Annotated in this window: 23 protein-coding genes; 14 read left to right on the top strand and 9 right to left on the bottom strand. The window is 64.7% G+C overall.

Annotated elements, in window-relative coordinates; translation table 11 throughout:
- Window positions 1-2: 2 nt before the first annotated feature.
- From trbE to ASD47_RS20290, 8 genes are read left to right on the top strand one after another with little or no spacing between them, the layout of a single operon-like run.
- Complete coding sequence (gene trbE / locus ASD47_RS20320; protein WP_056760364.1) at window positions 3-2,441, top strand: conjugal transfer protein TrbE; 2,439 nt, start codon at window positions 3-5, stop codon at window positions 2,439-2,441.
- Complete coding sequence (gene trbJ / locus ASD47_RS20315; RefSeq protein WP_056760361.1) at window positions 2,438-3,157, top strand: P-type conjugative transfer protein TrbJ; 720 nt, start codon at window positions 2,438-2,440, stop codon at window positions 3,155-3,157. Before trbE ends, trbJ begins: the two co-directional genes overlap by 4 nt.
- On the top strand, window positions 3,154-3,375 hold the full coding sequence (gene trbK-alt, locus ASD47_RS26270) for a putative entry exclusion protein TrbK-alt (RefSeq protein ID WP_082564715.1): 222 nt from the start codon (window positions 3,154-3,156) through the stop codon (window positions 3,373-3,375). The genes trbJ and trbK-alt overlap by 4 nt, the downstream gene beginning before the upstream one ends.
- A complete protein-coding gene (gene trbL / locus ASD47_RS20310) occupies window positions 3,372-4,610 on the top strand; it encodes a P-type conjugative transfer protein TrbL (protein WP_056760358.1) in 1,239 nt (412 codons plus the stop codon). Before trbK-alt ends, trbL begins: the two co-directional genes overlap by 4 nt.
- Window positions 4,610-5,296 carry a conjugal transfer protein TrbF gene (gene trbF, locus ASD47_RS20305; protein ID WP_056760356.1) on the top strand — a complete coding sequence of 229 codons (687 nt, stop codon included), beginning with the start codon at window positions 4,610-4,612 and terminating at the stop codon, window positions 5,294-5,296. The genes trbL and trbF overlap by 1 nt, the downstream gene beginning before the upstream one ends.
- Window positions 5,293-6,102, top strand: a complete 810-nt coding sequence (gene trbG / locus ASD47_RS20300) for a P-type conjugative transfer protein TrbG (RefSeq protein WP_056760355.1) — start codon at window positions 5,293-5,295, stop codon at window positions 6,100-6,102. The genes trbF and trbG overlap by 4 nt, the downstream gene beginning before the upstream one ends.
- Window positions 6,099-7,256, top strand: coding sequence for a TrbI/VirB10 family protein (locus ASD47_RS20295; protein WP_056760353.1), 1,158 nt, complete (start codon window positions 6,099-6,101; stop codon window positions 7,254-7,256). Before trbG ends, ASD47_RS20295 begins: the two co-directional genes overlap by 4 nt.
- Entirely contained in the window at window positions 7,253-7,480 is a 228-nt protein-coding gene (locus ASD47_RS20290; protein ID WP_056760351.1) for a DUF2274 domain-containing protein, read from the top strand. Before ASD47_RS20295 ends, ASD47_RS20290 begins: the two co-directional genes overlap by 4 nt.
- Window positions 7,481-7,785: 305 nt before the next feature.
- Here the strand turns inward: ASD47_RS20290 and ASD47_RS20285 are convergent, their stop codons facing one another.
- The 4 genes from ASD47_RS20285 to ASD47_RS20270 all read right to left on the bottom strand — a co-directional run bounded on the left by ASD47_RS20285 (window position 7,786) and on the right by ASD47_RS20270 (window position 11,909).
- Window positions 7,786-9,135, bottom strand: a complete 1,350-nt coding sequence (locus ASD47_RS20285; protein ID WP_056760349.1) for a hypothetical protein — start codon at window positions 9,133-9,135, stop codon at window positions 7,786-7,788.
- Window positions 9,136-9,367: 232 nt separating this feature from the next.
- Window positions 9,368-10,699: a type II toxin-antitoxin system HipA family toxin gene (locus ASD47_RS20280; protein ID WP_056760346.1), complete on the bottom strand. Its 1,332-nt coding sequence runs from the start codon at window positions 10,697-10,699 to the stop codon at window positions 9,368-9,370.
- Entirely contained in the window at window positions 10,696-11,361 is a 666-nt protein-coding gene (locus ASD47_RS26265) for a helix-turn-helix transcriptional regulator (RefSeq protein WP_235525970.1), read from the bottom strand. The genes ASD47_RS20280 and ASD47_RS26265 overlap by 4 nt, the downstream gene beginning before the upstream one ends.
- Window positions 11,362-11,606: 245 nt before the next feature.
- The gene (locus ASD47_RS20270; RefSeq protein WP_235525969.1) at window positions 11,607-11,909 is read right to left on the bottom strand and encodes a hypothetical protein; all 303 of its coding nucleotides are present in this window, start codon (window positions 11,907-11,909) and stop codon (window positions 11,607-11,609) included.
- 159 nt (window positions 11,910-12,068) lie between these two features.
- Between ASD47_RS20270 and ASD47_RS20265 the strand changes: the two genes are divergently transcribed.
- Genes ASD47_RS20265 through ASD47_RS20255 form a run of 3 tightly spaced genes read left to right on the top strand, consistent with a single transcriptional unit; the run spans window position 12,069 to window position 15,416 of the window.
- On the top strand, window positions 12,069-13,628 hold the full coding sequence (locus ASD47_RS20265; RefSeq protein ID WP_056760342.1) for a recombinase family protein: 1,560 nt from the start codon (window positions 12,069-12,071) through the stop codon (window positions 13,626-13,628).
- Entirely contained in the window at window positions 13,625-14,506 is an 882-nt protein-coding gene (locus ASD47_RS20260; RefSeq protein WP_056760340.1) for a plasmid partitioning protein RepB C-terminal domain-containing protein, read from the top strand. The genes ASD47_RS20265 and ASD47_RS20260 overlap by 4 nt, the downstream gene beginning before the upstream one ends.
- A 1-nt stretch (window position 14,507) precedes the next feature.
- A complete protein-coding gene (locus tag ASD47_RS20255) occupies window positions 14,508-15,416 on the top strand; it encodes a plasmid partitioning protein RepB C-terminal domain-containing protein (RefSeq protein WP_056760337.1) in 909 nt (302 codons plus the stop codon).
- Window positions 15,417-15,430: 14 nt separating this feature from the next.
- Here the strand turns inward: ASD47_RS20255 and ASD47_RS20250 are convergent, their stop codons facing one another.
- From ASD47_RS20250 to ASD47_RS26260, 4 genes are all read right to left on the bottom strand, one after another.
- On the bottom strand, window positions 15,431-16,165 hold the full coding sequence (locus tag ASD47_RS20250) for a hypothetical protein (RefSeq protein WP_156402338.1): 735 nt from the start codon (window positions 16,163-16,165) through the stop codon (window positions 15,431-15,433).
- Window positions 16,166-16,196: 31 nt separating this feature from the next.
- On the bottom strand, window positions 16,197-16,547 hold the full coding sequence (locus tag ASD47_RS20245) for a hypothetical protein (RefSeq protein ID WP_056760333.1): 351 nt from the start codon (window positions 16,545-16,547) through the stop codon (window positions 16,197-16,199).
- A gap of 59 nt (window positions 16,548-16,606) precedes the next feature.
- Entirely contained in the window at window positions 16,607-16,828 is a 222-nt protein-coding gene (locus tag ASD47_RS26755; protein ID WP_156402337.1) for a hypothetical protein, read from the bottom strand.
- A gap of 91 nt (window positions 16,829-16,919) precedes the next feature.
- Entirely contained in the window at window positions 16,920-17,408 is a 489-nt protein-coding gene (locus tag ASD47_RS26260; protein WP_235525973.1) for a very short patch repair endonuclease, read from the bottom strand.
- A gap of 214 nt (window positions 17,409-17,622) precedes the next feature.
- On the opposite strand from ASD47_RS26260, the gene ASD47_RS20240 reads away from it, so the two are divergent.
- The 3 genes from ASD47_RS20240 (at window position 17,623) to ASD47_RS20230 (ending at window position 22,932) form a co-directional block, all read left to right on the top strand.
- Window positions 17,623-19,272 (top strand): ATP-binding protein, encoded by a 1,650-nt coding sequence (locus ASD47_RS20240; RefSeq protein WP_056760330.1) that lies wholly within the window; start codon window positions 17,623-17,625, stop codon window positions 19,270-19,272.
- 215 nt (window positions 19,273-19,487) lie between these two features.
- Window positions 19,488-21,635 (top strand): MoxR family ATPase, encoded by a 2,148-nt coding sequence (locus tag ASD47_RS20235; RefSeq protein WP_156402336.1) that lies wholly within the window; start codon window positions 19,488-19,490, stop codon window positions 21,633-21,635.
- A gap of 1 nt (window position 21,636) precedes the next feature.
- Complete coding sequence (locus ASD47_RS20230; protein WP_056760326.1) at window positions 21,637-22,932, top strand: hypothetical protein; 1,296 nt, start codon at window positions 21,637-21,639, stop codon at window positions 22,930-22,932.
- Here ASD47_RS20230 and ASD47_RS20225 read toward each other — a convergent pair.
- Complete coding sequence (locus ASD47_RS20225; RefSeq protein WP_056760324.1) at window positions 22,929-24,089, bottom strand: DNA cytosine methyltransferase; 1,161 nt, start codon at window positions 24,087-24,089, stop codon at window positions 22,929-22,931. The two genes, ASD47_RS20230 and ASD47_RS20225, sit on opposite strands and share 4 nt — an antisense overlap.
- Between the last annotated feature and the right edge of the window lie 19 nt (window positions 24,090-24,108).

The raw sequence follows: 24,108 nt of genomic DNA, 5'->3' as shown, positions 1-24,108 counted from the left end.
CGATGCTGGATCTTCGCGAATACCAGCGCCGACCCAAGCTCCTGTGCGACTACCTGCCCTGGGCGGCCCTGGTCGCTCCGGGCGTGGTGCTCAACAAGGATGGGGCGTTCCAGCGCACCGCCGGCTTCCGGGGCCCAGACCTGGCTTCGGTTGGTGACGCCGAGGTGGCCGCCGTCGCCGCGCGGCTGAACAACGCCTTGCGTCGATTGGGTTCGGGCTGGGCGCTGTTCGTCGAGGCCCGCCGCGATCCGGCCATGGCCTATCCCGACAGCGTCTTTCCCGATCCGGCCTCGGCTCTGGTCGATATCGAGAGGCGCCAAGCCTTCCTGGAGGAAGGCGCGCACTTCGAGAGCTGTTATTTCCTGACGCTGGTCTACCTGCCGCCGGCCGAGCGGACGGGGCGCCTGGAGAACCTCTTCGTCGAGGGACGAGAGCAGACCGGCGTTGATTGGCGCGCTCAGTTGGCCGGTTTCGTCGAGCGCTCGGACCGTCTGCTGGCGCTGATCCACGGGCTGACCCGCGAAGCCGCCTGGTTGGACGACGGCCAGACTCTCGGCTTCCTGCACGGTGCGGTGACGACCCAGCGCCAGGCCGTGCGTGTTCCCGAAATCCCCATGCAGCTGGACGCGCTGGTCGCGACCCAGCCGCTGGACGGAGGCCTTGAGCCCCGACTGGGCGGCGCGCATTTGCGGACCCTGACGATCGTCGGTTTTCCGAGCCAGACCCTGCCGGGCTTGCTGGACGAGCTCAATCGCCTGGCCTTCTCCTACCGCTGGTCGACGCGGGCGCTCTGCCTGGACAAGGCTGACGCCAACCGGCTGATCGGCAAGATCCGGCGCCAGTGGTTCGCCAAGCGCAAGTCTATCGGCGCCTTGCTGCAGGAGGCGGTGACGCAACAGCCCTCGGCGCTGGTCGACAACGATGCGACCAACAAGGCGGGAGAGGCCGACCAGGCCCTGCAGGACCTTGGCGGCGACGCCGTCGCCTATGCTCTGGTCACCGCGAGCCTGGTCGTCTGGGACGACGATCCCATTCAGGCCGACGCCAAGCTTGCCTTGGCCGAGAAGGTCATTACCGGCCGCGACTTTACGATCATCAAGGAGCGGATCAACGCGGTCGAGGCCTGGCTGGGGACCCTGCCGGGTCAGACCTACGCCAATGTCCGCCAGCCGCCGCTGTCGACGCTGAACCTGGCACATATCGCGCCGCTGTCGGCGGTGTGGGCCGGGCCTAGGTGGAACGAGCATCTAGGCGGTCCGCCGCTGCTGATGGCCAAGACCGAGGGTTCGACGCCCTTTCGACTTTCGACCCACGTCGGTGATGTCGGCCACATGCTGGTCGTGGGGCCAACCGGCGCGGGCAAGAGCGTGCTCCTGGCGATGTTGGCCTTGCAGTTTCGCCGCTATGCCGGTGCACGGATCGTCGCTTTTGATTTTGGCGGTTCGATCCGCGCGGCGACGCTGGCCATGGGCGGAGCCTTTCACGATCTCGGCGGCACCCTGCTCGATGCGGACCGACCGGCCGTCGCACTTCAGCCCTTGGCCGACCTGGACGATCCGGCCCAACGGGTCTGGGCGGCCGATTGGATCGTCGGACTCTTGGCGGCCCAAAGCGTGGACGCGACGCCGGCCATTCGCGATCACCTCTGGTCGGCCCTGGCGAGCCTGGCGTCCGCCCCGGTTCAGGAGCGCACGCTGAGCGGGCTAGTCGCGCTGCTGCCAACCCTCGACCTGAAGAACGCCTTGGCGCCTTACACCCTGGCTGGGCCCTGGGGGCGTCTGCTGGACGCCGAGCATGAAGCGCTCGCCGATCATGCGGTTCAGGCTTTCGAGACCGAAGGGCTCCTGGGGACACCCGCCGCCGCGGCTGTGCTCGTCTACCTCTTTCATCGCATCGAGCGCCGTCTGGATGGGCGTCCGACCCTGATCCTGATCGACGAGGGTTGGCTGGCGCTCGATGATCCGGCGTTCGGCGCGCAGTTGCGCGAGTGGCTGAAGACACTGCGCAAGAAAAACGCCTCGGTGGTGTTCGCCACCCAGTCCCTGACCGACATCGACGCCAGTCCCATCGCGCCGGTTATTGTCGAGAGCTGTCCGACCCGGATCTTCCTGCCCAATTCCCGCGCCCTGGAACCGCAGAGTGGGGCGATCTACGCCCGCTTTGGCCTCAGGGCCCGCCAGGTGGAGATCCTCAGCCGGGCCACCCCCAAGCGCGACTACTACGTCCAGTCGCGGGCGGGCGAGCGTTTGTTCGACCTAGGCCTTGGGCCGATCGCCCTGGCGCTGTGCGCGGCCTCCTCGAAAACCGACCAGGCCGACATCGCCTCGGTGCTCCAAGCCCATGGGCCCGAGGGCTTTGCCGCCGCCTGGCTGCGCCATCGCCGGCTGCCATGGGCCGCCGACCTCCTGCCTTCCATCATGCTTGCGGAGTCTTCCCGATGAGCTTTTCTCGACGCCGTCTGGCGGCGCTCCTGTGCGGCGCGACCGCGATCCTTGGCGCGCCAGGTCTTGTTCCCCACGCCGCGGCGCAAGTGGCGGTCTATGACCCCAGCAACTACGCCCAGAACGTCCTGCAGGCCGCCCGCGCCCTGCAGCAGATCAACAACCAGATCACCAGCCTGCAGAACCAGGCTCAGATGTTGATCGGCCAGGCGAGGAATCTTGCCAGCCTGCCGTATTCGTCCCTGTCGGCTCTTCAAACCCAAGTCGCGGAGACCCAGGCGCTGCTCGGCCAGGCGCGGGCCTTGGCCTACAATGTGCGCGATATCCAGGACGCCTTTCATCGGCGCTACGGGCTGGCCGATCTCCTGGCTAGCGACGCCGACCTCGCGCAGCGCGCCGACGAGCGCTGGACAACCTCGGTCGCCGGATTTCAGGACGCGCTGACCGTCCAGGCCGGTGTCGTCGAGGGGCTGGAGACCAGCCGCGGCGAGATGCAAAGCCTGGTGTCGGCCAGCCAGGACGCCAGCGGAGCGCTGCAGGCCGCGCAGGCCGGCAATCAACTTCTGGCGCTTCAAGCCCAGCAGCTTTCCGCGCTGACGGCGGTGGTTGTCGCCAACGGCCGGGCTCAGGCGCTGGAGGCCGCCGATCGCGCCGCGGCCAGAGCCGACGCCAAGGCGCGCTTTTCCAAGTTCATGGGAGCCGCACCGCAGCCATGACCCGGTCCCTCATCTGGGGGACCGTACTGATCATCTTGCTTGGGGCTGCTGTCTTGGCGGGCAGAGCGTCCCAGGCGCCACCACCGATCAAGGCCGCGAGCACCGCACCGGTCGATACCGAACTGGCGCGATGCCGAACGGTCGGGCAGGGCGACCTTGCTTGCCAAGCGGCCTGGGCCGCGGCTCGCGACCGCTTCTTCGGGCGGCCGGCGTCATGAGCGACACCGGCGTCATCGACAGAATGCTGGACGTCTTCACCCAGCACATCGACAGCGGCTTTGGCCTGCTGGGCGGGGAGGTTGGTTATCTGTCCACCACCCTGGTGGCGATCGACATGACCCTGGCCGCGCTCTTCTGGGCCTGGGCGCAGGAGGACGTCACCGCGCGCCTGGTCAAGAAGACGCTCTATGTCGGTTTCTTCGCCTTCCTGATCGGCAACTTTCACAGCCTGAGCCTCGTGGTCCTGAAGAGCTTTTCGGGGCTTGGCCTGAAAGCGTCGGGAGCGGGCGTCTCGGGTGACGAATTCCTGCGGCCGGGCAAGCTGGCGGCGTTGGGGATCTCGTCCTGCAAGCCGATCCTCATGGCGGCCAGCGAACTGGGCGGTTTCCCGGGGTTCTTCGAAAACATCGTCCAGATCGTCATCCTGCTGGTCGTGGCTCTGCTGGTGATCGTCGCCTTCTTCGTGATCGCGGTGCAGATCTTCGTGGTGCTGATCGAGTTCAAGCTGACCACCCTGGCCGGCTTCGTCCTCGTGCCTTTCGCCCTTTTCGGCCGCACCGCTTTCCTGGCCGAGCGCGTGCTGGGCAACGTCATCGCCTCGGGCGTCAAGGTCATGGTCCTGGCCGTGATCGTCGGCATCGGATCGACCCTGTTTTCGGAATTCACCAGCGCCGCTTCGGGTCAGCCAACCCTGGAAGAGGTCCTGGCCATGGCCTTGGCGGCCCTGACTTTGCTGGGTCTGTCGATCTTTGGTCCCAGCATCGCCTCGGGCCTGGTGTCGGGCGCGCCCCAACTTGGAGCGGGCGCGGCGATCGGCACGGGCCTGACGGTCGCGGGCATGGCCATGGTCGGCGCCGGCGCGGCCCAGATGGTTGCGGGCGGCGGGGCGAGTCTGGCCTCGGCGTCCGGCGCGGCTGAAGCGGCGGGTCCAGGTCCGGCTCCCGGAGCCGCGACGCCGCAAGGCCCGACCGGCGGCGGACCTGGTCCCACATCCGGCGGTGGCGCGGCCGGGGCCGCGGGCGGTCAGCCCAAGGCAAGGTCCAGCACGGGCAGCGATGGCTCCGGCTCGGGAAGCGCGCCCGCCCGAGCGGACGGCGCGGACGCCCCCGATTGGGCGCGCGATCTCAAACACCAGCAGGCCCTGGCCCATGGCGCGAGCCTGGCCGCACACGGCCTGGCCAGCGGCGACGACCACAGCGGCGGCGCCAGTCCCTCTCTCTCGGAGCAAAGCTGATGAACCCCTTCAAGGGCGGCTCGCGCCTGGGCGCGACCCCCGTTCCCGAAACGCCATACCAGCGGGCCGGCCAAGCCTGGGACGAGCGCATTGGCGCGGCCCGGGTCCAAGCCGCCAACTGGCGCTTGATCGCCGTTGGCCTCCTGGCCAGCAACATCGTCCAGTCCGGCGGCATGATCTGGCAGGCCGCCCACGGCACGATCACGCCCTGGGTCGTGGAGGTCGATCGGCTGGGCCAGACACTGGCGGTCGGCCCGGCCACGCGCGGCTACCGGCCGCCGGATCCGGTGATCGCCTGGGCGCTGTCGCGGTTCATCGAAAACACCCGCTCGGTGCCGGCTGACGCGGTGGTCCTGGGCCAAAACTGGCGACGAGCCTACGACTTCACCGACGCGGGCGGCGCGGCGGCGCTTTCCGACTACGCGCGCGGCGCAGATCCCTTCGCTCAGGTCGGCAAGGCGCAGGTCTCCGTCGACATCGCCAATGTGGTGCGGGCTTCACCCGACAGCTTCCGCCTGGCCTGGGTCGAGCGGCGCTATGTCGAAGGCCAGTTGGCGTCCACGCAGCGCTGGAGCGCGATCCTGACCTTGACGATCGTTACCCCGACCTCGGCCGACGCCTTCGTCAAGAACCCGTTCGGCATCTACGTTCGCGCCGTCTCCTGGTCACGGGAATACAACGCATGATCCGGACCATGCTGATCACCGTATTGGCCGCAGCGACGGCCACGCCTGGAGCCGCCGCGCCCAAAGCAACGCAGGCTCGCCAGCCGCAGGTCGCCGCCGCGACGGAATACCTCTTCGTGGATCGAGCGGTCTATGAACTGGTCGCTTCGCCGGGGCGGATCACCGACATCACGCTCGAGGCCGGCGAGGCTCTGGTGGACGCCAATCCGATCGCGGCGGGCGACACCGCGCGCTGGGTGATCGGCGACACCACGAGCGGGGAGGGCGCTAACCGCCGGGTCCATGTCCTGGTCAAACCTGTCCAAGGCGACCTGGCGACCAATCTGGTCATCAACACGACCCGTCGCACCTATCACCTGCAATTGCGCGCTTCGGACCGAGCCTTCCTGTCTCAGGTGGGCTGGCGTTATCCCGCGTCATCGGAAGCCGCGCCGGCCATGATCGGCGCACCTGTCATCGCCGTGCCGGCGCCGTCGGTTCCGCCTGTTGCTGAACCCGCCTCAGCCAATTTCAGCTTTGCCTATCGCGTTACGGGCAATGCGCGGTGGCGGCCTGTGCGGGTCTATGACGACGGCGTGCGCACCTTCGTGGAGTTTGGGCCCGGCGTCGTGCTGAGCGATCTGCCGCCGCTGTTTCTGGTCGGTCCGGACGGCAAGAGCGCCGAGCTGGTCAACTACCGGATTTCCGAACGCCGCATGGTGATCGACCGGCTGTTCGACCGCGCCGAACTGCGGTTTGGCCTCAAGCGGTGGCGCCAGCGCGTTCGCATAAAACGTCTGGCCGCGTCGCCGGAGGGGGGGCGATGAGCGGGACCATCGACGAGGAGCAAAAGGCCATCGCCAAGGACCTGCGCTTGCGCGGCGCGCCCAAGGCGGCGACCCGGGTCTCGCGAAAAGCACTGATCGTCGCGGGCGGCCTGATGGCGGTCGGGGTCTGCACGGCCTTGGGCTGGTCATTGCGTGAGCGCGGCCACACGATCTCACAGCCCGTCTTTCAACCGGCGGCGCCACCGCCCGAGCAAATTTCGGCCTTGCCCAAGGACTATCTGCAGCGCCGCGATACGGTTCCTGTTCTGGGGCCGCCGCTGCCAGGCGATCTGGGTCGGCCCATCCTCAGTGCTCAGCGGGCGCATGGCCCCGGCGAGGTGCAAGCGGGCCCGGCGGACTTGGCGACGCCGAACCTGGCCAATCCGCCTGGCTATGTCGCGCGGCCCGTCGCGCCAAAGGAGGCCGACCCACGCGTTGCCGCCAGGACCGGCCCGTGGGCCAGCGATCTGTTCGCGATCCGGGGGCGATCGGGAACGGCTGCTGGGCCTGTCCTCACGCAGCAGACGCCGGTGCCTGACGAGCGTCTGACCAGCCCCGAGCGATTGCAGGCGCCGGTCTCTCCCTACCTGCTTCAGGCCGGCGCCGTCATTCCTGCCGCCCTGGTTACGGGACTTCGATCAGACGCGGCGGGCTTGGCCATTGCTCAGGTCACTCAGGACGTCTTCGACAGCTTGGGCGGCCATCACCTGCTCATTCCGGCCGGCGCGCGTCTGATCGGCGAGTACGCGACCACGACCCAAGCCGGACAGAGCCGTCTGTCCGTCGCCTGGACGCGGCTGATCCTGCCTTCGGGCCGATCGATCGTCCTGGACAAGCTTCCAGCCACGGATCCGCAAGGCATGGCGGGGCTGCAAGATGGCGTCGACCGGCATGGAAGAGCCGTGCTCGCCGCCGCGGCCCTTAGCACCTTCTTGGCCATCGGCGCGGAGACCGGGCAGTCGAGCGACGGAAGCGAGCTCGAACGCGCGATCCGCCGCGGAGCTAGCCAGTCGGTCAGCGACGTTGGCCAGCAAATGGTCGGACAAAGCCTTGCCTTGACGCCCACCCTGGCCATTCGCCCGGGCGCGCCGCTCAGGGTCCTGTTGACCCGCGACCTGGTGTTGGAACCCTATCTGGAGAACACGAGCCGATGAGCAAGCTCAAGCTGGGGCCGCTCGAAGACGAGACACCTGTCAAACTCAGTCTGGATCTTCCGGCGGCGATCCACCGCGATCTACTGGCCTACGCCCAGGCCCATGCCGCGCAAAACGGTAGCAAGGCGGTCGAACCCGCACGCCTGATCGGACCCATGCTGGCGCGGTTCATGGCTACGGATCGCGTGTTCGTCCGTGGGCGACGGGGGCGAGGCGAAAAGTAGGGCGCGCAATGGCCAACGCTAGCCGACATGTTGTCGGGCGTCAGACGAGAACGCTAATCGGCGCGCCCGGCGGCTGCGGACTAATCGATGTTACCGGTACGGCGCTCGTGCTGGACTTCAACCACGTGGCGGTCAGGCAGAGTAAAAGCTTCGCCGCCAAAACACGGGCCGTGATCGAGGCGCTGGTCGCCGACCTTGCGAAGGGCTCCGCACCCCCACGACGGGCAGGGTGAGCCTTGAAAAGTCCCGTGTGTTGTCACCAGCGACGCGAGGAGGGCGACGTGTGCACCCGGCGCTTTGGCGCTTCATTCTTGCCAGTGTGGGCCCTTGCGGCCAGCGGCTTCGGGGGGCAGCACCAGAAACGTATTCTTCAACGGGCGATCCAGGGTCGGCGCGACACCGACGTGTTGAGTGGTTTCGTCGTAGGCCCAATGCTCGTCTGGCGGACTCTCCGGTACGAGATAGTGACAGTAGATGTACTGCAGCGGTTTACCCTTCGGATCGAAGCGCTTCACGGCCTTGATTATCTTGTCGTAGCGAGCCTGTTCGACGGCGTCGCCCTCGACGGCTTCAAAGCCGATGTGGATCACGCTTGGAACATCGTCGGGAAGCTGGTCGACGGCTTCGACGATTTTTTTGAAGATGTCTTTGGCCCGCCCGTCGATTGAGGCCGGCGCCAGCGCCTCCCACCGCAGGACGATGGCTTGGCGGCAATCTTCGGCATAGCGGGGGTTCCCCGCGGGCTTGAGATCGAGCGCGGTGAGATAGCTGGCATGGCGTCGATACTCGCCCGTCAGCAGTCGTAGCAGATAAGTCCCATGTGCCATGATCATCCGCCCCTTCATCGCCTTTCGGACCGGATCCAAATTTAGCGGGCGGACCCAGCCAGAGCTGATCTCGTCGTCCCATTCCAAGCCGCGTTCGCCACTTTGGCGGTAGGCGACCAGATGATCACGCAGATGCTCGTAGGGGATTTCGTCGATTGGTTTTTTGAAAGAGACCTTGGCCGTCAGGTTGCGGCCAGCCTGGATCAACGCACCGGACAATGGACTCCAAAGCTCGCGCATGCGCGTGCGTTCGCGGTCTCCGAAGTCGCCCACTTCCTGCCGTTTGCATTCGACTGCCCAGCTCTGCCCGTTCAGTTTGACGTCGATGTCGTGACGCCTCGACACGCCCGGCGCTTCGTCGACGAAGGCCACCTTGGCGCCGACGCGCTTGTATGCAGCGGCGACGAGAAGTTCGAACAATCCGCCGTTGGGTTGGGATTTTTCAGAGCTAACTATCCTCTTCGCGCGCTCCGCCACGCCATCGACCTCTAGAAGAAGATCGAGATTTCGACCAATGGCCTTGAAGATCGGCACGACGCGCGAGCCATAGACCGGCTCGTAGTTCGTTGGATGGTCGAGAATTGCTTCGGCCAAAAACAAATACCAACCGAAGGTGTCCTTTTCGGCGAAGAACCGCCCCTTACCGACAGGGGGTTTAAGGATCGCGTCATAGAGCTTGTAAGCGGCCGCAAGTCGCCGCTGCTTCCAATCCTCGTCGGACATCATGTTCCGAAACCAGACGACCGCGCGGCGCAGTTCGGGATCGTCTGGCCAGTCGAGCTCGGGCCCCGGCGGGTCGAAGAGGTCCTCGGGGAGCTCGTAGTCCATGGGCGCAATTTCTCTTTCGAAGGCCGGGCCGCTTAGCAGGTGAGCGACAGTCAAGCCCCGCGGAACTGCGCCGGCGAGATCTCGAAGCTACTTCTTCAGCCTTTTGCCCAGCGCCATAAAGCGTCGGTGAGGTGAATCGCCAACCCTCCGACGAAGATCTCGGCCAGGAGAAAGATCGCGGGCACGTCCTCGTAGTGCCACTTGGCGGCCCTGTCCGGCGCCGCGACGAGCCCTAGCTTCCCGATCCCCAGCCGCCGGGGTTGGCGTAAAAAGCGTCGCGCTCGCGCACGTCGATCGCGACGCTGAAGACGTCGACCAGCTTTTCCGTTTCCTGACCGATCAAGTCGTCGAACGCCTTGAGGCTCGTCCGCAGCGGCTTGGTTGCGTCTTCCAGTCTCGACACCATCGGCTCGACGACCTCCTCGACGAAGCCCGCGACATCCTCCACGCCGAATGCGGCGAGAAACGCCGTCATATCCTCGGGAGCCATTTTGTCGAAATACTCGGCCGCACCGATGTTGAACGCCAGCTGGTGCGTATAGCGGTTGTCCTGCCGGATCGGCAGGAGATCATAGAGCGGTGTCAGGCGCGGCGTGGCTCCCGTTGCATAGAGCAGTCCGTGGTTCTTGGCGTGGTTGTCGGTATTGCCGATGCAGAGATTGAAGAGCGTGGCCGTGACGAAGGCCAGGCGCGCGCCGACCGGGTCGGCCGTTTGGTCTAGCACCGAAACGATCGCCTCGACGTCGAACCGTCGCCCGGGGCGGCCGCGGCGCTGGTATTTGAGATCCGAGGGAAAGCCCAGCGCTTGGGCGAAGTCTTCCTGGTGGATGCGCGTGACGATGTTGCCCTCTACCCGGCGATCGAAGCGCTCGATCAGCAAGGCCTCGTAGTCGCCGACCTTGATGGCTGTCGGGATACTGACGTCCAGACCGACGGCCTTGGCCAGCAAGGCAGAAGCCTCCTCAAGGCGGGCGTCGCGGCCGTGGCCTCGCTCGGGCACCTTGAGAATATGCGTCGTGGGAACGCGCATGCCCGACTTGGGCAAGGCGAAGCGACCATCCCGCAGGCGGGTCAAGGCGATCTTGCCTTGTACGCCGGCGACGGGAGAGGGGTCGCCGACTTCTACCGGCAAGCGGCGCATTTCGGCCAAACTCTTGACGATGAGCGCCAAGGTTTCGTCTTCGAGGATGGCGTAGTCGCTCGTCAGATCGCCCGGCGTCTTCACCGGCGGCGCGTCGACCGGCAAGCAAGACACCGAGCCGGCGCAGTCGGCGCCGAGATGACGAAGAAGACCCACGACGTCGTGGCGCTCAAGACCCTCGCGCTCCATGATCCGCTGCAGCTGAGTATTCTCGGGCAGCAGATTGCCAAAAAACGCCCGGGCCGGTCCGTCGGGGAATTCGCTCGCGTCGAAAGGCAAGGCCAGCGACAGGGGAAGACCCCCAGCCTCTACGTAGGCTTGCTCGTAAGCAAAGCCGATCGCGCCGGTATCGGCCTTGTAAAGATAGCCGGCCGGAACCCGTATGCCATCCATCCATACAACGAGGACGTCGTCGTCGCTCATGAACTTGCCGTGGCGAAAAGGTTCAGGTCCAAGACCGCGCAGACGCTCAGGGCGCGGCCAAACTCGACTGTCGGTTTGCCCGCCTCCAAATCCGAGATGAAGCGGCGACCCGTGCCGGCCGCGTCCGCCAGTTCTAACTGGGTCATGCCAAAGCGATCGCGCGCTTGCCGGATCAATCGCCCGAGATCCGCCGGCGTATCGACGCGATAACCGCCACCGACAGGCTCTATGACAGGAGAGCCAGACGAAGGCGCAATTTTTCGGCGGATGATCTCCGGAATGTTCGCGGGCTCAAGGCGATCGTTGTCCTTGATCTGGACGAGTCTTCGGGGCGACTCGTGGTCGAAAGTCTCTATCGCTTGGGCTAGGTGCCGACGCAGAGCGTCGCCAGCGGTCGAGGTCTTGATGACGCGCTTGCGGTCGGTCTTGACCTTGATCGCCGGTACCGCTGTCGGCGAGCTCGTCGTCTCGCGTGCTTTGCCAATGGGCTCGGCTCTGCCGCCGCCATAAAAGGTCATGGACTTTGGGGAGGCCTTAATCACCACGCTGCCGATCGGCTCGGCCTTATCGCCACCGTAAAAGGTGGCGCGCGTAGGGCCCGCAAGGCTACGCGCGGAAACAGTTTTAGTGGTCACCTCGCCGCCGGCGTAGGTCGGAGGCATGCGCGCGCCCTCCACGGCCTTGAGGAGGCGGGACGACAAGGCTCGTGGAGGTATGTTCTTTGATTTGACCATCGTGGCGTTCCCGTACGGGAACGGATATTGGCTTTGCGGGCCCAAGAGTCAATAAATTTGAGCCCGTACGGGAGCGTGATGTTCCCGTTCACGGCCATCATGACACCGTACGGGAGCTTCGTGATCCCGTATTGTGTCTCTCGGCTAAATTGCCTTCTCCGCCGCTTGCCGCGTCAGCCACCCTGCAGATCGTCGATCATCTCTAGCATTTCCCGTAGCTTCTCGCGGGCGCCTGCGAGCTTGCGGGCGGTGATCAGGTCGTGACGGCCGGCCAGGAAGAGGACGGTTTCCAGGACCTCTTCGGAGTGGCGCAGGAGGACGACCAAGTTTTCGCCGCTCGGGCCGTTGTTGGCGGCGAACCAGTTGCGCACGGCCCTGGGATTGGCGCGTGTCAGGCGAACCACGACCTTCACCGCCGCGGGACTTTGGCCGTACTCGCGCCGCAGCGCTTGGGCGATCGCCTCGACGAAATCCATACGATGTGGGTCGGGACTTTGCGGAAAAGTTTTTCCCGAATCTGACCGAAGTTTTCGGTCTTTCTGCGAACGCGACATTCCCACCATCCCCGACCTAGGGTCGCAGCCAGAGCCACGGTGCTCCGGCTCGGTGACGTTTGGCGTGGGGACTTAAGACAGATGGAAAATGTAACCGGCGATGAAAAACCCGCCGGCGCTACCGTGCGGGCGGCGCAGTACGTTCGGATGAGCACCGAGCACCAAAAGTACTCGACCGAGAACCAGGCCGAGATCATTGCCCGGTACGCCGCGCGCAAAGGTTTCGAGATCGTTCAGACCTATGCCGACGAGGGCAAGAGCGGCCTGCGGCTGGATGGCCGCGATGCGCTTAAGGGCCTGATCGCCGACGTGAAGGCCGGCCGGGCCGACTTCCAGGCGATCCTTGTCTACGACGTCAGCCGCTGGGGCCGCTTTCAGGACGCCGACGAGAGCGCTTACTATGAGTTCCAGTGCCGGGAGGCCGGCATCATCGTCCACTACTGCGCCGAGCAGTTCGAGAACGATGGCAGCCTTTCGGCCACCATCATCAAGAGCATGAAGCGGGCAATGGCGGGTGAGTACAGCCGCGAGCTCTCCGCCAAGGTCTTCACGGGCCAGTGCCGGCTGATCACTCTGGGCTTTCGCCAGGGCGGGCCGGCCGGCTTTGGTCTTCGCCGCGTGCTGGTCGACGAGCATCGCCAGCCCAAGGGCGTTTTGAACCGCGGCGAGCAGAAGAGCCTGCAAACCGACCGTGTGGTTCTAGCGCCGGGACCGGCCGAAGAAATCGAGATCGTTCAGCGTATCTACCGAATGTTCGTGCTGCACCGGCGGTCCGAGCGGGAGATCGCCATTCTGCTCAATGAGGAGGGGCTGGTGACGGATCTTGGCCGCGCCTGGACGCGCGGGGTCGTCCACCAGGTATTGAGCAACGAGAAGTATGTCGGCAACAACGTCTATAATCGCGTCTCCTTCAAGCTGAAGAAGAAGCGGGTGGTCAACGAGCCCGACCATTGGGTGCGGGGCGACGGCGCCTTCGACGCCATCGTCGACCCTGACTTCTTCCTGGCCGCGCGGCGGATCATCGAGGAGCGCACGCGGCGGTTCACCAATGAGGAGTTGCTGGAACGGCTCAACGGATTGCTGAGCGAGCGCGGCTGTCTGTCGGGGCTGATCATCGACGAGGTCGAGGACATGCCCTCAAGCTCCACCTACCGGCATCGGTTCGGCAGCCTTGTCCGGGCCTACGAACTGGTCGGTTATGCGATCCCTCGGGACTATCGCTATCTGGAGACCAACCGCGCCTTGCGAGCCCTGCACCCGAAGATCGTCGAACAGACGCTCGGGGCCATCCGCGGCCTGGGCGGCGCGGTGCGGGTCGATCCCGCCACCGACTTGATGACGATCAACGAGGAGTTCACCGCCTCGCTAGCGATCGCTCGCTGCGCGCCGACCCCGAGCGGTGGTCGCTGGAAGATCCGGCTCGACGCAGGCCTGCGGCCCGACATCACCATCGCCGCGCGCATGAACGCCGACAACGCCACCGTGCGCGACTGGTATCTTCTGCCATGGATCGATCTGGGCGAAGCATCGAGGCTGAAGCTCGCCGAGGACAACGGCGTCTTCCTCGACGCTTACCGCTTCGATGACCTGGAGCCGTTCTTCGATCTGACGCGGCGCTTTCGCCTGCGGAGCGCGGCATGAGCGAGCAGGAACAGCATATCCGCCGCGTGCCGATCGCGGCGATCACCGTTCTCAATCCGCGCTCGCGCAACAAGCGCATCTTCCAAGAACTGGTCTCCAGCATCGCCAATCTTGGCCTGAAGAAGCCGATCACGGTCAGTCCGCGCGAGGACGGCGGCTTTGACCTGATCTGCGGGCAGGGGCGGCTGGAGGCCTTCATGGCGCTGGGCGAGACCGACATTCCCGCCGTGGTCATGGAGGCCAGCGTCGAGGACTGCTTCGTCATGAGCCTGGTGGAGAACCTGGCGCGTCGGCAACACAGCCCGATGGAGTTGGTGCATGAGATCGGCGCGCTGAAGGAGCGCGGCTACTCCGTCAGCGAGATCGCCCGCAAGACAGACTTCAGCCCCGAATATATCTGGGCGATCGTCTTCCTGCTCGAGAACGGCGAGGTGCGCCTGATCAACGCCGTCGAGCGCGGCGTCATTCCCCACACCATCGCCATGGAGATCGCCAAGGCCGGCGACGGCGAAGTCCAGAGCGCCTTGGCCGACGCCTACGAGAACAAGGCCTTGCCGGGCAACCAAGTGGTGGCGATCCGCAGGATCATCGAGCAGCGCAAAACCAGCGGCAAGGCCGGTCATAGCGGCGCGCGTGGTCATGGGGCAGGGCGCGTTCGGGTCACCGCCGACGCCCTGGTGCGGGCCTATCGCAAGGAAACCGATCGCCAGAAGCTGCTGATCAAGAAGGCGTCGCTCGCCCAGAGCCGCCTGCTATTCGTGGTCAACGGTCTTCGCCGGCTTCTGGACGACGACCATTTCGTCACCCTGCTGCGGGCCGAGGCCATGCACACCTTGCCCAAGCCCTTGGCCGAGCGCCTCGGCGTGCACGAGGCCTGACATGGCTCCTGTTCGCGCCGCCTTCGAGCAGGACCTCGTCATGGTTCGGCTCGACGAGATCCTGCCCATGCGCAAGACGCCCGAGAAGGTCCTGACGTCGGTGAAGTTTCGGCGCATCGCCCAGTCGGTCGCCGAGGTCGGCGTCATCGAGCCGTTGGTCGTCGTCCGCTCACCTGGTGGCGGACCCTACATGCTGCTCGATGGCCACGTGCGGTTGGCGATTTTGAAGGATCTGGGGGAGCGGGAAACCCGGTGCCTGATCTCCGACGACGACGAAGCCTTCACCTACAACAAGCGGGTCAATCGCCTCGCCACCATCCAGGAGCACTACATGATCGTTCGCGCCATCGAGCGCGGCGTTTCCGAAGAGAAGCTTGCCCGCGCCCTCAATGTCGACGCCAAGGCCATCCGCCGTCGGCGCAGCCTGTTGGAGGGCGTCACGCCCGAAGTGGTCGAACTACTGAAGGACAGGGCCGTCAATCCGGTCTCGTTCGACGCTCTGCGCAAGATGAAGCCGATGCGGCAGATCGAAGTGGCCGAGTTGATGATCTCGGCCGGCAACTTCACTTCCGCCTATGCCAAGGCGCTGCTGGCGGCGACCCGCCAGACTGATCTCGTTCATGCCCACAAGCCCAAGAAGGTCGGCGGCATGACCAGCGACCAGATGGCCCGCATGGAGCGGGAGATGGAGTCGTTGACCCAGGATTTCAAAGCGCTCGAGACATCGTACGGCGATGACGTCCTGCACCTGGTGATCGCGTCGGGTTATCTGTCGCGGCTGGTCGGCAACGCCGAGATCGAGCGCTATCTGCGCGGCCGACATCCTGAGATTCTAGACGAGTTTCGGGCGATCGTGGCGGCGGCGTCGCTGGATCGGGCGGTGACTTTGGGCAACCCGGGCGAGGCTTGAGACTTGGTAGCCGGCTAGGACCGTCGGTGACGGTTTAGCGCCCCTAGCGTGCGCCAGTCCATTCGCCAGAGCCGGCCGCCCTCCGAGGCGGCGAAGGCGTAGGCCTCTTCGAAGGATCCGATCTGGTAGTACTCGACTTTGCGCTCGTTTAACGCCTGGTCGCTGTTCAGAAGCGGCAGAACGTGAGGATTGGCTTCCAGAGCTCGATCGACGCACGCCTTCCGTTCGGCCGAGCGCCTATTGGTCCGAATTGCGTGATAGGCGTCAAGCCAGAGCCAAAACGCCTTGCCGTCGCTCGTGAACTCACCACGCAAACTCTCGAAACGCTTGAACCGCGGGGCCGCCAAGAGGATCACCGCGAGCAAATAGCGGACGCCAGCATGATCGGCCCGGTCGTACTTCAGCAACTGCTCCAGTTCGGTGATGGCCGTATCGTGCTCGCCGCGGCGAAAGCAGCATCGAGCGTAGCCGATGCTGGCGCGAATGAACGGCCGGCAGTCGAGATGATCCCAAGCATGGCCGTCCAACTCCTCTAATCGTGAACGGGCGAGCATGAACGCCATGCCCTTGGCGGCCAGCCACAGGAGTAGCGCCTCGTCGCTGTCCGCGGGCATTTGATCGGCCGCCGCCGCATAGATCTCGCCGATCTCCGGCGCCATTCGCGCCGCGTGGAGCACGAGCGCCAAACCGTCGGGTGCGGGAAGGGCGTTGGCGCTGTCGATCAAGTCGAAGGCCGTGTCCCGTTTCATGCTTTCGAGAGTCCGCGTCGCTGCGCTGACCTCATCGTCCATGGCGCGGCCGAACACGTTCGAACGAGCGGCTTAGCTGGTTGGGCGGCTTGACGCCGCGGCCCGCGTCGGGCGAGCGAGCAAGCGTCTGCATGGCCTGGTCGATAATCTTGGATGCGAGCGAGAGGGGCTCGCCCGTGGCGGGATGGCGAAACATGGGTTCGGCGCCGCCACGGCCGTCCCAGGTCATCCGGTGAGTGTCCACGATTTTACCGGCGTCGGGACCCTTGGCCGAGGCTTCTCGGCGGATCGCCGCTCCGACGAAGACTGGACGGTCGTCTTCAAAGACGACGTCATATTCGGTGACGGTGGGAACGCTGACACGAATGACACGACGATCCATTTGGTGCTCCTGAGCGTAGCAGCGAGCCAAGCCCTTCCCGGCATGGCAGCTTGGTCGCCCTAGCGAATGGTCCAGGGTTTGATGGCGGCGATCATCAGGCCCAACGACAGGGCGTAAACCGCCAGGCGAACGAGGGGCGACGCATCGGACAGCATGACGTTCCAGAATGACAGCAACACTCCGGCCGGTAGCACCGCCACCAGAAGGCAGCCGATCCACGCCATCGGCGTAGGCGCCCAATCTGGCCACCATGTCTTCTCTTCGTCGTCGTACCAGCCCATGCCACGCCCTCCGCGCTAAGCTTAACGATACCGACGCTCGACGCGCGAGCGGAAAAAGCATGGTTTTAGACGCGTCGGCCTCGGTTGAGGCTTAGTCTGGCGAGGCGGCGCCGGCGATTTCTCCAACGAGCCGAGCTTCCAGACCCTGTCGATCGCGCAGGTCGCATTCCCAGACCACGAGCGGTGTCCAGCCTTGGGACCGGAGGCAGTCGACGGCTGCCGCGTCGCGGCTCCTGTTGGCGCTGATTTTCGCCTCCCAGAAAGCCGTGTTCGTGCTGGGCAGGCGCCCCGCTCGGCAGTCGTGTCCATGCCAGAAGCAGCCATGAACGAAGAGGGCCACCCGATATTTGGGCAAGACGATATCGGGCGTTCCGGGAAGATCCTTGCGATGGAGCCGGAAACGATATCCCAACGCGTGTAGCCATCGGCGTAGCCGGACTTCCGGCTTGGTGTTCTTCTGACGGACCCGCGCCATGCGCGCCGATCGCCCTGCAGGCGTCAAAATATCCAAGGCCGTGCTTTGCTCGTGTTTTCCGCCCGCCTTGCCTCCTGTTTTAGCCGCGCAAGGCGGTTGCCGCACGATCAATATCGCGTCCGGTCGACGGATGCGTTCGGCCCGAAGCTGCGAGGGGGGGGCGCCTCGCAGGGCAGGGCGTCACGCAAAATGAGCCGGGGCACTGGTTAATTTTTTCTTGCCAACCACTGCCGGGTAACGGTCAAGTTTGCGAAGTGCATCCTGGGCGGAGAACCACCATTCCGCGACTGGCGCTGCCACGGGGGCAAGGGGGGAGGAAATGTCGGAACCGTACAAGTTCGAGATTTCACTAAGCGTTCTCAATCATCTGGGCCGAAATCTCTATCGAAACTTCGTCACCGTCCTGGCCGAAGCAGTCTCCAACGCGTGGGACGCCGAAGCCAACAACGTGTGGATCGACATCGACGCGGCCAACTCGAAGTTCTCGATCAAGGACGACGGAATCGGGATGTCGCCGGACGACTTCCAGAACAAGTTTCTCAAGATCGGCTATTCGAAGCGCAGGGAAGGCGGGCAGGGCACCAAGAGCGGTCGGCCCTACATCGGCGCCAAGGGCATTGGAAAGTTGGCGCTGCTTTCGTGCGCTCAGCGCGTGTCGGTGTTCTCGAAAACCGAAGGCGGCGCCTACACGGGCGGCGTGATCGACAACGCTGGCCTCGACCAGGCTATCAAGAGCGACAACACCGCCGACCAATATCCTTTGGAAAACCTGGACCTCTCGCTGATCGAGAAGCTGACCGACGACCACGAACACGGGACGATCATCGTGTTTCAGGGAATGAAGGAGCAATTGAAGAGCTCGCCGCAGCACATCAAGAAGATGCTGGCGCTCAGCTTCAAATTCTCGGTTCTTGATGAAGACTTCAACATCTACATAAACGGGAGCGCCGTGGGCGAAGACGATCTCAAGGATCTTGCTGAGTCCACCGAATTTCTATGGCTGGTGAACAAGTACGAGGATAAATACATACAGGCGCTGACGAAGTTAAAGCGCGAGCCGGTGATGGTGACGACGGAGCTGGATGTAAAAGGTTTCGCCGCTACCGTGACAAAACCCCGACATCTAAAAATAACCGGAACCGACGAGAGAGCCACGATCGATCTTTTCGTTAATGGCCGGCTGAGGGAGAAGAACATCCTTCGGCACATTCCGACCCAAAAAATCGTCGAGAGTTACGTCTACGGGCAGCTTCATTTCGACATACTGGATCGCGAGGGTGTTGACCCCTTCACCAGCAGTCGAGAGGGCGTCGTCGAGGATGACGTTCAGTTCAAGGCGCTGATGAAATTCCTCGATGAAGACCTGCTGCCCATGGTCATCGACCAGTGGGACCAATTCCGTCTCGAGCGTGATCTAGAGGGTGATGACGAAAATCCGCGAAAGACGAAGAAGCAGCGAAAGGCGCGTGACCTCTACAACCTGACTGCCGAGGACTTCACGCCTGACGACGGCGATGCGGGAAAGGATGCGGTCGCCGAATGGATCGGCGATCTGAGAGGAGACGCCGAGTTTAACCTCCAGGCCTATGTCGATTGCTTCCTCTCGGAAAATCTCGCGCGGAAATACATCACCTATCGTGGGGAGAAACTGAAAGGCCCGATCGAAAGCGAGGCCAAGAAGTGGCGTTCCAGGGAAGAGGTCGGCAAGGCCGCGGCAAATATAAGTTTCGGCCTGAGGAAGTCGGAAGAAGACATCGATTACTTGAGCATGGACGAGCTCGCGCAAACGATCGAGGGAGGGAAAATGAACGTCGGGCCCTCTCTCTGGCGAGACGCCGTTTCTTACAAGCCCGTTCGAAACGCCGTGGGCCACACGGGTCTGCTGAACCAGGTGGCGAAAAATCACCTCAGCATGACCTACGAAAACATAAAGGCGCGCATCCGAAATCTTCTAAAGGCGATGCAATAGCGTACGGGAGCGGGCGAGGTCCGGCGACCGCGGTGACCTAGCCGAGACCGATGGAGTCAACGCCGTGAGGGCGTCGCTGGGCTTGGCGCTCTTCGTCGTACGCGCCCTGCGCTCCGGACGTCGGCGCGGCAATATCCAACTTGGTGATTTCGTTGGACTTGCCGGCCTCGCGCTGTCGTGCTGACTCGACTCCCAGTTGGGGTCGGGGGTTCGGATTGGCCAGTCGCGAACATATCGCGCAACTTCTCTCGGGCGCGCCGTTCGCTTGGGTAGAGATTAGCGATTTCAAGAACAAAGAGCCCGGCAGCGCCTGGGATCTGGGCCGACGGCTGTGGAGTCCGGAGCGCGCCCGCGGCAATCGAGATCGCTACAAGACCATGCGCGAGCCGAATCAAGGCGATCTCGTGCTCCATTTCATCGACATGGGCCCCAAGCGCGGCGGTCGCGTCCTGCTCGGCGTCTCGCGAGTGTCTGCGCCCGTTCGGGTCGACGACGAGATCCCGCCTCGCGCGGGGGAATGGGAAGCGCGGGGACCGTTCGCGGTCATTGAACTGGAAGGCTTCGAGCGGCTGGACGAGCCGCTGCCTCTGGTCGCCTTCGTCAAGGACTTCCGCGCCGAGGTCACGGCCGCCAAGACGGCGTCGGCCTATCCGTTCGCCTTCAAGGCGGACGGGATCGAACCTCAACTTCAATATTTGACGCGTGCCCCACGTCCCTTGCTGGAGGCGTTGGCCTCGGCGTTGCGTGGCCGCGTCGCCTTTCGTCGAGAAGGAAATGAAAGCGTGACGGGCGTTTGGTTGGACGACGGCGGGCAGGGCCTGGCCAGCATTCTGCGTATGAAGCTCGAGGACACGCCCCAGTCCACCAAGTACGTGGCCGAACTGCGAGCTTGGGTCGAGCGGACGCGTGCGCTGACCGGTGATCTCGAAACCAACGTCCTGGTTCTTAGTCGGAAGGGATACACCGCCCGCACCGGTTCGGTGAAGGAGCACCACCGGCGACTGATCTGGCTCGTTCGCCCCGAGGAAGTGGGTCTAGACGCGCGCAAGGCGATTGTCGGCGTGATGAAAGACAGGCCCGAGCTCGTCTCGGTCTTGTTCTTCGAGCCGGACGATACGGCGATCGGCGGCTTCAGGCTGATCGACTACGGGCTGAAGGGGGAGGACCCTTTGCTGGAGGCCTTGTCCGACGAAGGGGTCCAACTGCCGCTCATCGAACCCTATCTGTTGCCGCGACGCGGGAGCCAGCAGGTCGAAGGAATCATTTCCGATCGAGCAATTCACGTCGGTCGTGCTCGGCCGGCTGGAAAGTTGGACGACATCGATTGGTCGAAGATCACCGTCGCGCAGGTCATGGCCCAGGCGCGGATAGATGGAAGCGAGGAGCCAATCCTTCGGGCGCTTGCGGCGCTCTCGTCGGGAATGAACGTCATCTTCGTCGGGCCGCCCGGGACGGGTAAGACCTCGTTGGCCAGGGCGATCTTCGCGGCCGCGAACGTGACGACGGACGTCCGTTGCGCCAGCGACCATTGGACCACCTACGACACGATCGGAGGATATTTTCCCGAGCCGAACGAGGACGGAGGCCAGCGCCTGGTCTTTCGGCGTGGCGCGATCTTGGAGTCGATCGTGGCCGGACGGGGCCTGATCATCGACGAGATCAATCGGGCCGACATCGACAAGGCGTTCGGCGAGCTCTTCACGGTGTTCGGCTCTGTCGAGGCCGTCGAGTTGCGGCTGCCGATGAAGGTCGAGAACGATGAAGGCGAGCTCGAAGAGCTGATCATCGCCAAGGCCGCTGCCCGCGGCGGGCCGGTGCTCGGCGGGAGCGGCGCGCGCGTGGAGATCCCGGCCGGCTGGCGTTTGATCGGTTCGATGAACGACGCCGACCGGGCGAGCTTGAAGCGCTTCTCGCTCGCCTTCGCCCGGCGCTTTGCCATGATCCCGGTTCGCTCGCCCGCCCGCGACGTCTATGCCGGGCTGATCGAGAGCCGGCTGCGTACCGAGGCCGACCGCTTGGCGGTGGACTCGATGTCGCCGTCGTTCGTTCGGGTGTCGGAATTGGTGGTGGCCTTCTTTGCCGAAACCACCGGCATCGCCGCGCTCGGCGCGCCGCTTGGTCCTGGCTTTGCTCTCACCGTGGGCGAGCAAGCCGTGGCGGAACTGTCCAAGGACCCTACGCGAGGTGGCGAACGCGCCTTTCTGTCGGCGCTCGAGCTCTATGTCGCGCCGCAGTTCCAAGGCGCCGGCGCCAAGCACCGTGACTTTGTCGAACTGGCGCGCGACCTCGTCGACGACGAGGAGGCGGTCACCTCGTTCGACGAGGCGTTGGCGGCTTGGACCGGCGGAGCGGTGATTTACTAACGTGACCAACGACTGGCTGGCCCAGCTGAGAGGATCGCCGAGTTTCGCGACGCGGCTGCTGCCGGCGACGGCGTCCGTCGTCGGCGGCGAGGCCGAGCGAGCGGACTTGGACGTTTTTCTTTCGAAGCTTCGGCAAGCCGATCGGTCGCTCGTCGTCGAAGGCCTCGACCTGGTCGTTGGCGGCTACGACTTGTTCTTGAAAGAAGAGTTGCCGCGCCTGCTCGACGAGCTGCGCTCGACGCGTGTCGACGCCCTGGTCGAGGTGGGGCCGGCGCTAGAAGGAAAGCCCGACTGGGGGCGAACCGTTCTGGGCTGGACGTCGGGCGCGCTGGCGCCTGGACGCATGATGTCCAGAACCGTCGTCCGATCGCTGGAAGTTCCGGAAAACATCGCGCTTCGCATGTTGCTTCAGCGACTTTCGTGGGCTTCGGTCGGAATTCTGCGCAGGCTCGGATCACGCGCGCACCAGACCGTCAGGACGATCTCGGGTTTGGCGGCGCGCGCCTTGGCCGATCCGCTCATCCAGGCCATTCCCGACGTGGGCGGCGTTTCGGAGCGCACCATCGCCGCCGCCGAGAACGCCGCCGCTTCCGGCTATCGCCGTGCCGGGCGGCTGCTTCGACGCCGGCTCGGTCTGATGGCCGTGGACGATCTATCGCGTTGGCGGCGTGGGGCGTTCGTCGCCGATCTGGGCGAATACGAATTTATGCCGTTAGAGGACGAGGAGATTTTCGAGCTTCTGGCGCTCGCCACCGTGCTGGACGTTCTCGAAGCCGATCTGGCCTTGGGCGCGCCGACGTCCTTTTGGATGCGGATCGGGACGAACGCCCGGAGCGGGCCGGTGGCGCGGTTCGAAGACGGGCAGGGCGGAACCGTCGACGTGTTCTTCGATCGATCGCCGGCCTTCTTGCTGGAAGCGGCCACGCCCTACGCCGAGGTTTTTGCTCGCCACGAAGGCCTGGGTCGAGGCGTCGATCGCCGGCCCGATATCTGTCTGGTCAGAACCCGCTCGGACCATCGACGGCAGGTGCTCTTCGTCGAGGTCAAACTGCCGGGCTCCCAAGAGCCGTCCGCCTACCTCCGTGACTCGATCTACAAGGCCTTTGGCTACTTGCACGATTTCGGGGCCATGTGGACCGAGGATCAGTCGCCCAAGATCGTTCTGTTCGCGCCCCTGGACGCGGGCCCCAAGCCGATCGCCTGGGACGTCGGGGCCGACCTGGTCGTCGTCTCGGCGCGCCGCCGTCACGACCTGGTGACCGCGGTCACGCGCGGATTGGGTTTCGGCGGTTTCTAGGCTGCTCGTCTCGCCGGCGGCGGGGCGTCGGAGACGCGCTCCAGATGTCGTTCGACCGCTCGAATAAAGCCGTCTTGGAACCTGAGCTTGGCCACGCGCGTGCGGCCCAGGAAGCCGGCCGTCGCACGCTGGCTGAGGGGCTCGCCGGGATATTGCAGGAAGTCGGCCAGGTGAGGCGCGACGATACCGAGCGGGTCGGCGCCGATGGACACGGCGTGGCGGGTCTTACCGTCATAGCGCGCCGCTCTAGGCAGCTTGCCGACGTTGGGGAAAATACCGTCGCGCTCCATGTCGTAGGCGCCGGGCGAGGCCAGGCGCTGGCCTACCCATTTGGCGACCGGTATGGAAACGGCGCTGCCGACGAGACTCCAACGCGCGCTTTTCTTTCCCACGGTTTCGGCCGCGAGCGTCCAGTCCGCCTCGAAGCCTTGGAGGCGTTCGGCGTCGCGGATATCGGGTTTGATGATCTCTTTCGACGGCAACAGGATGGCTGGTGGGGAGGGGATGCCGATCGTCGAGCCGTTCTTCAGCGTCGGCACGGCGTCGACCGCCCAACCCAGGCCGCCACGTCCTTCGGTCCAGTAGAAGCCGTGGGCTAGCTTGCCGATCGCGGTCTGTGGTCGAGCAAACGCGACGTCGTCGGACAACAGAACGTCGGCCGGGTCGGCGACGCGCGAGGCGACCAGGTAAACGCGCTCACGACGCTGCGGCAGGCCAAAGCCAAAGGTGTCCAGCACGCGCCAAGCCCACCGATAACCTTTGACGTCCTCGATCGCTTCGACGATCCGCCGCATGGCGTCGCCGCCATTCAGCTGCAGCATGAAGGGCACGTTTTCCAGCACCAGCCATTTTGGGCGCTCGGTGCGCAGCAGCGTCAGGACGTGGTCGACCAGGCCACTGCGTTCGCCGTCCAGGCCCCGGGTCTGGCCGGCCTGGCTGAGATCTTGGCAAGGAAACCCCGCGCACAGCACCTCGACGTCCGCCGGCAGCGACTTCAGCCTCCGCACGTCGTCCTTGATTTCGACGTCTGGAAAACGTGCTTTCAGCACCGCCTGGGCGGAAGGCAGGATCTCGCACAGCAGCTCGGCGTGATGGCCGGCGGCCGCCATTCCGGACTCGAATCCGCCAACGCCTGCAAAGAGTCCCGCGACCTTCATTCCCACTCCGATTCGACAC

Source organism: Caulobacter sp. Root1472 (assembly GCF_001426985.1).
GTDB classification, from domain to species: Bacteria; Pseudomonadota; Alphaproteobacteria; order Caulobacterales; family Caulobacteraceae; genus Caulobacter; species Caulobacter rhizosphaerae.
The sequence above is the reverse complement of the archived record's forward strand: the minus strand, read 5'-3'. Positions and strand labels throughout refer to the sequence as shown.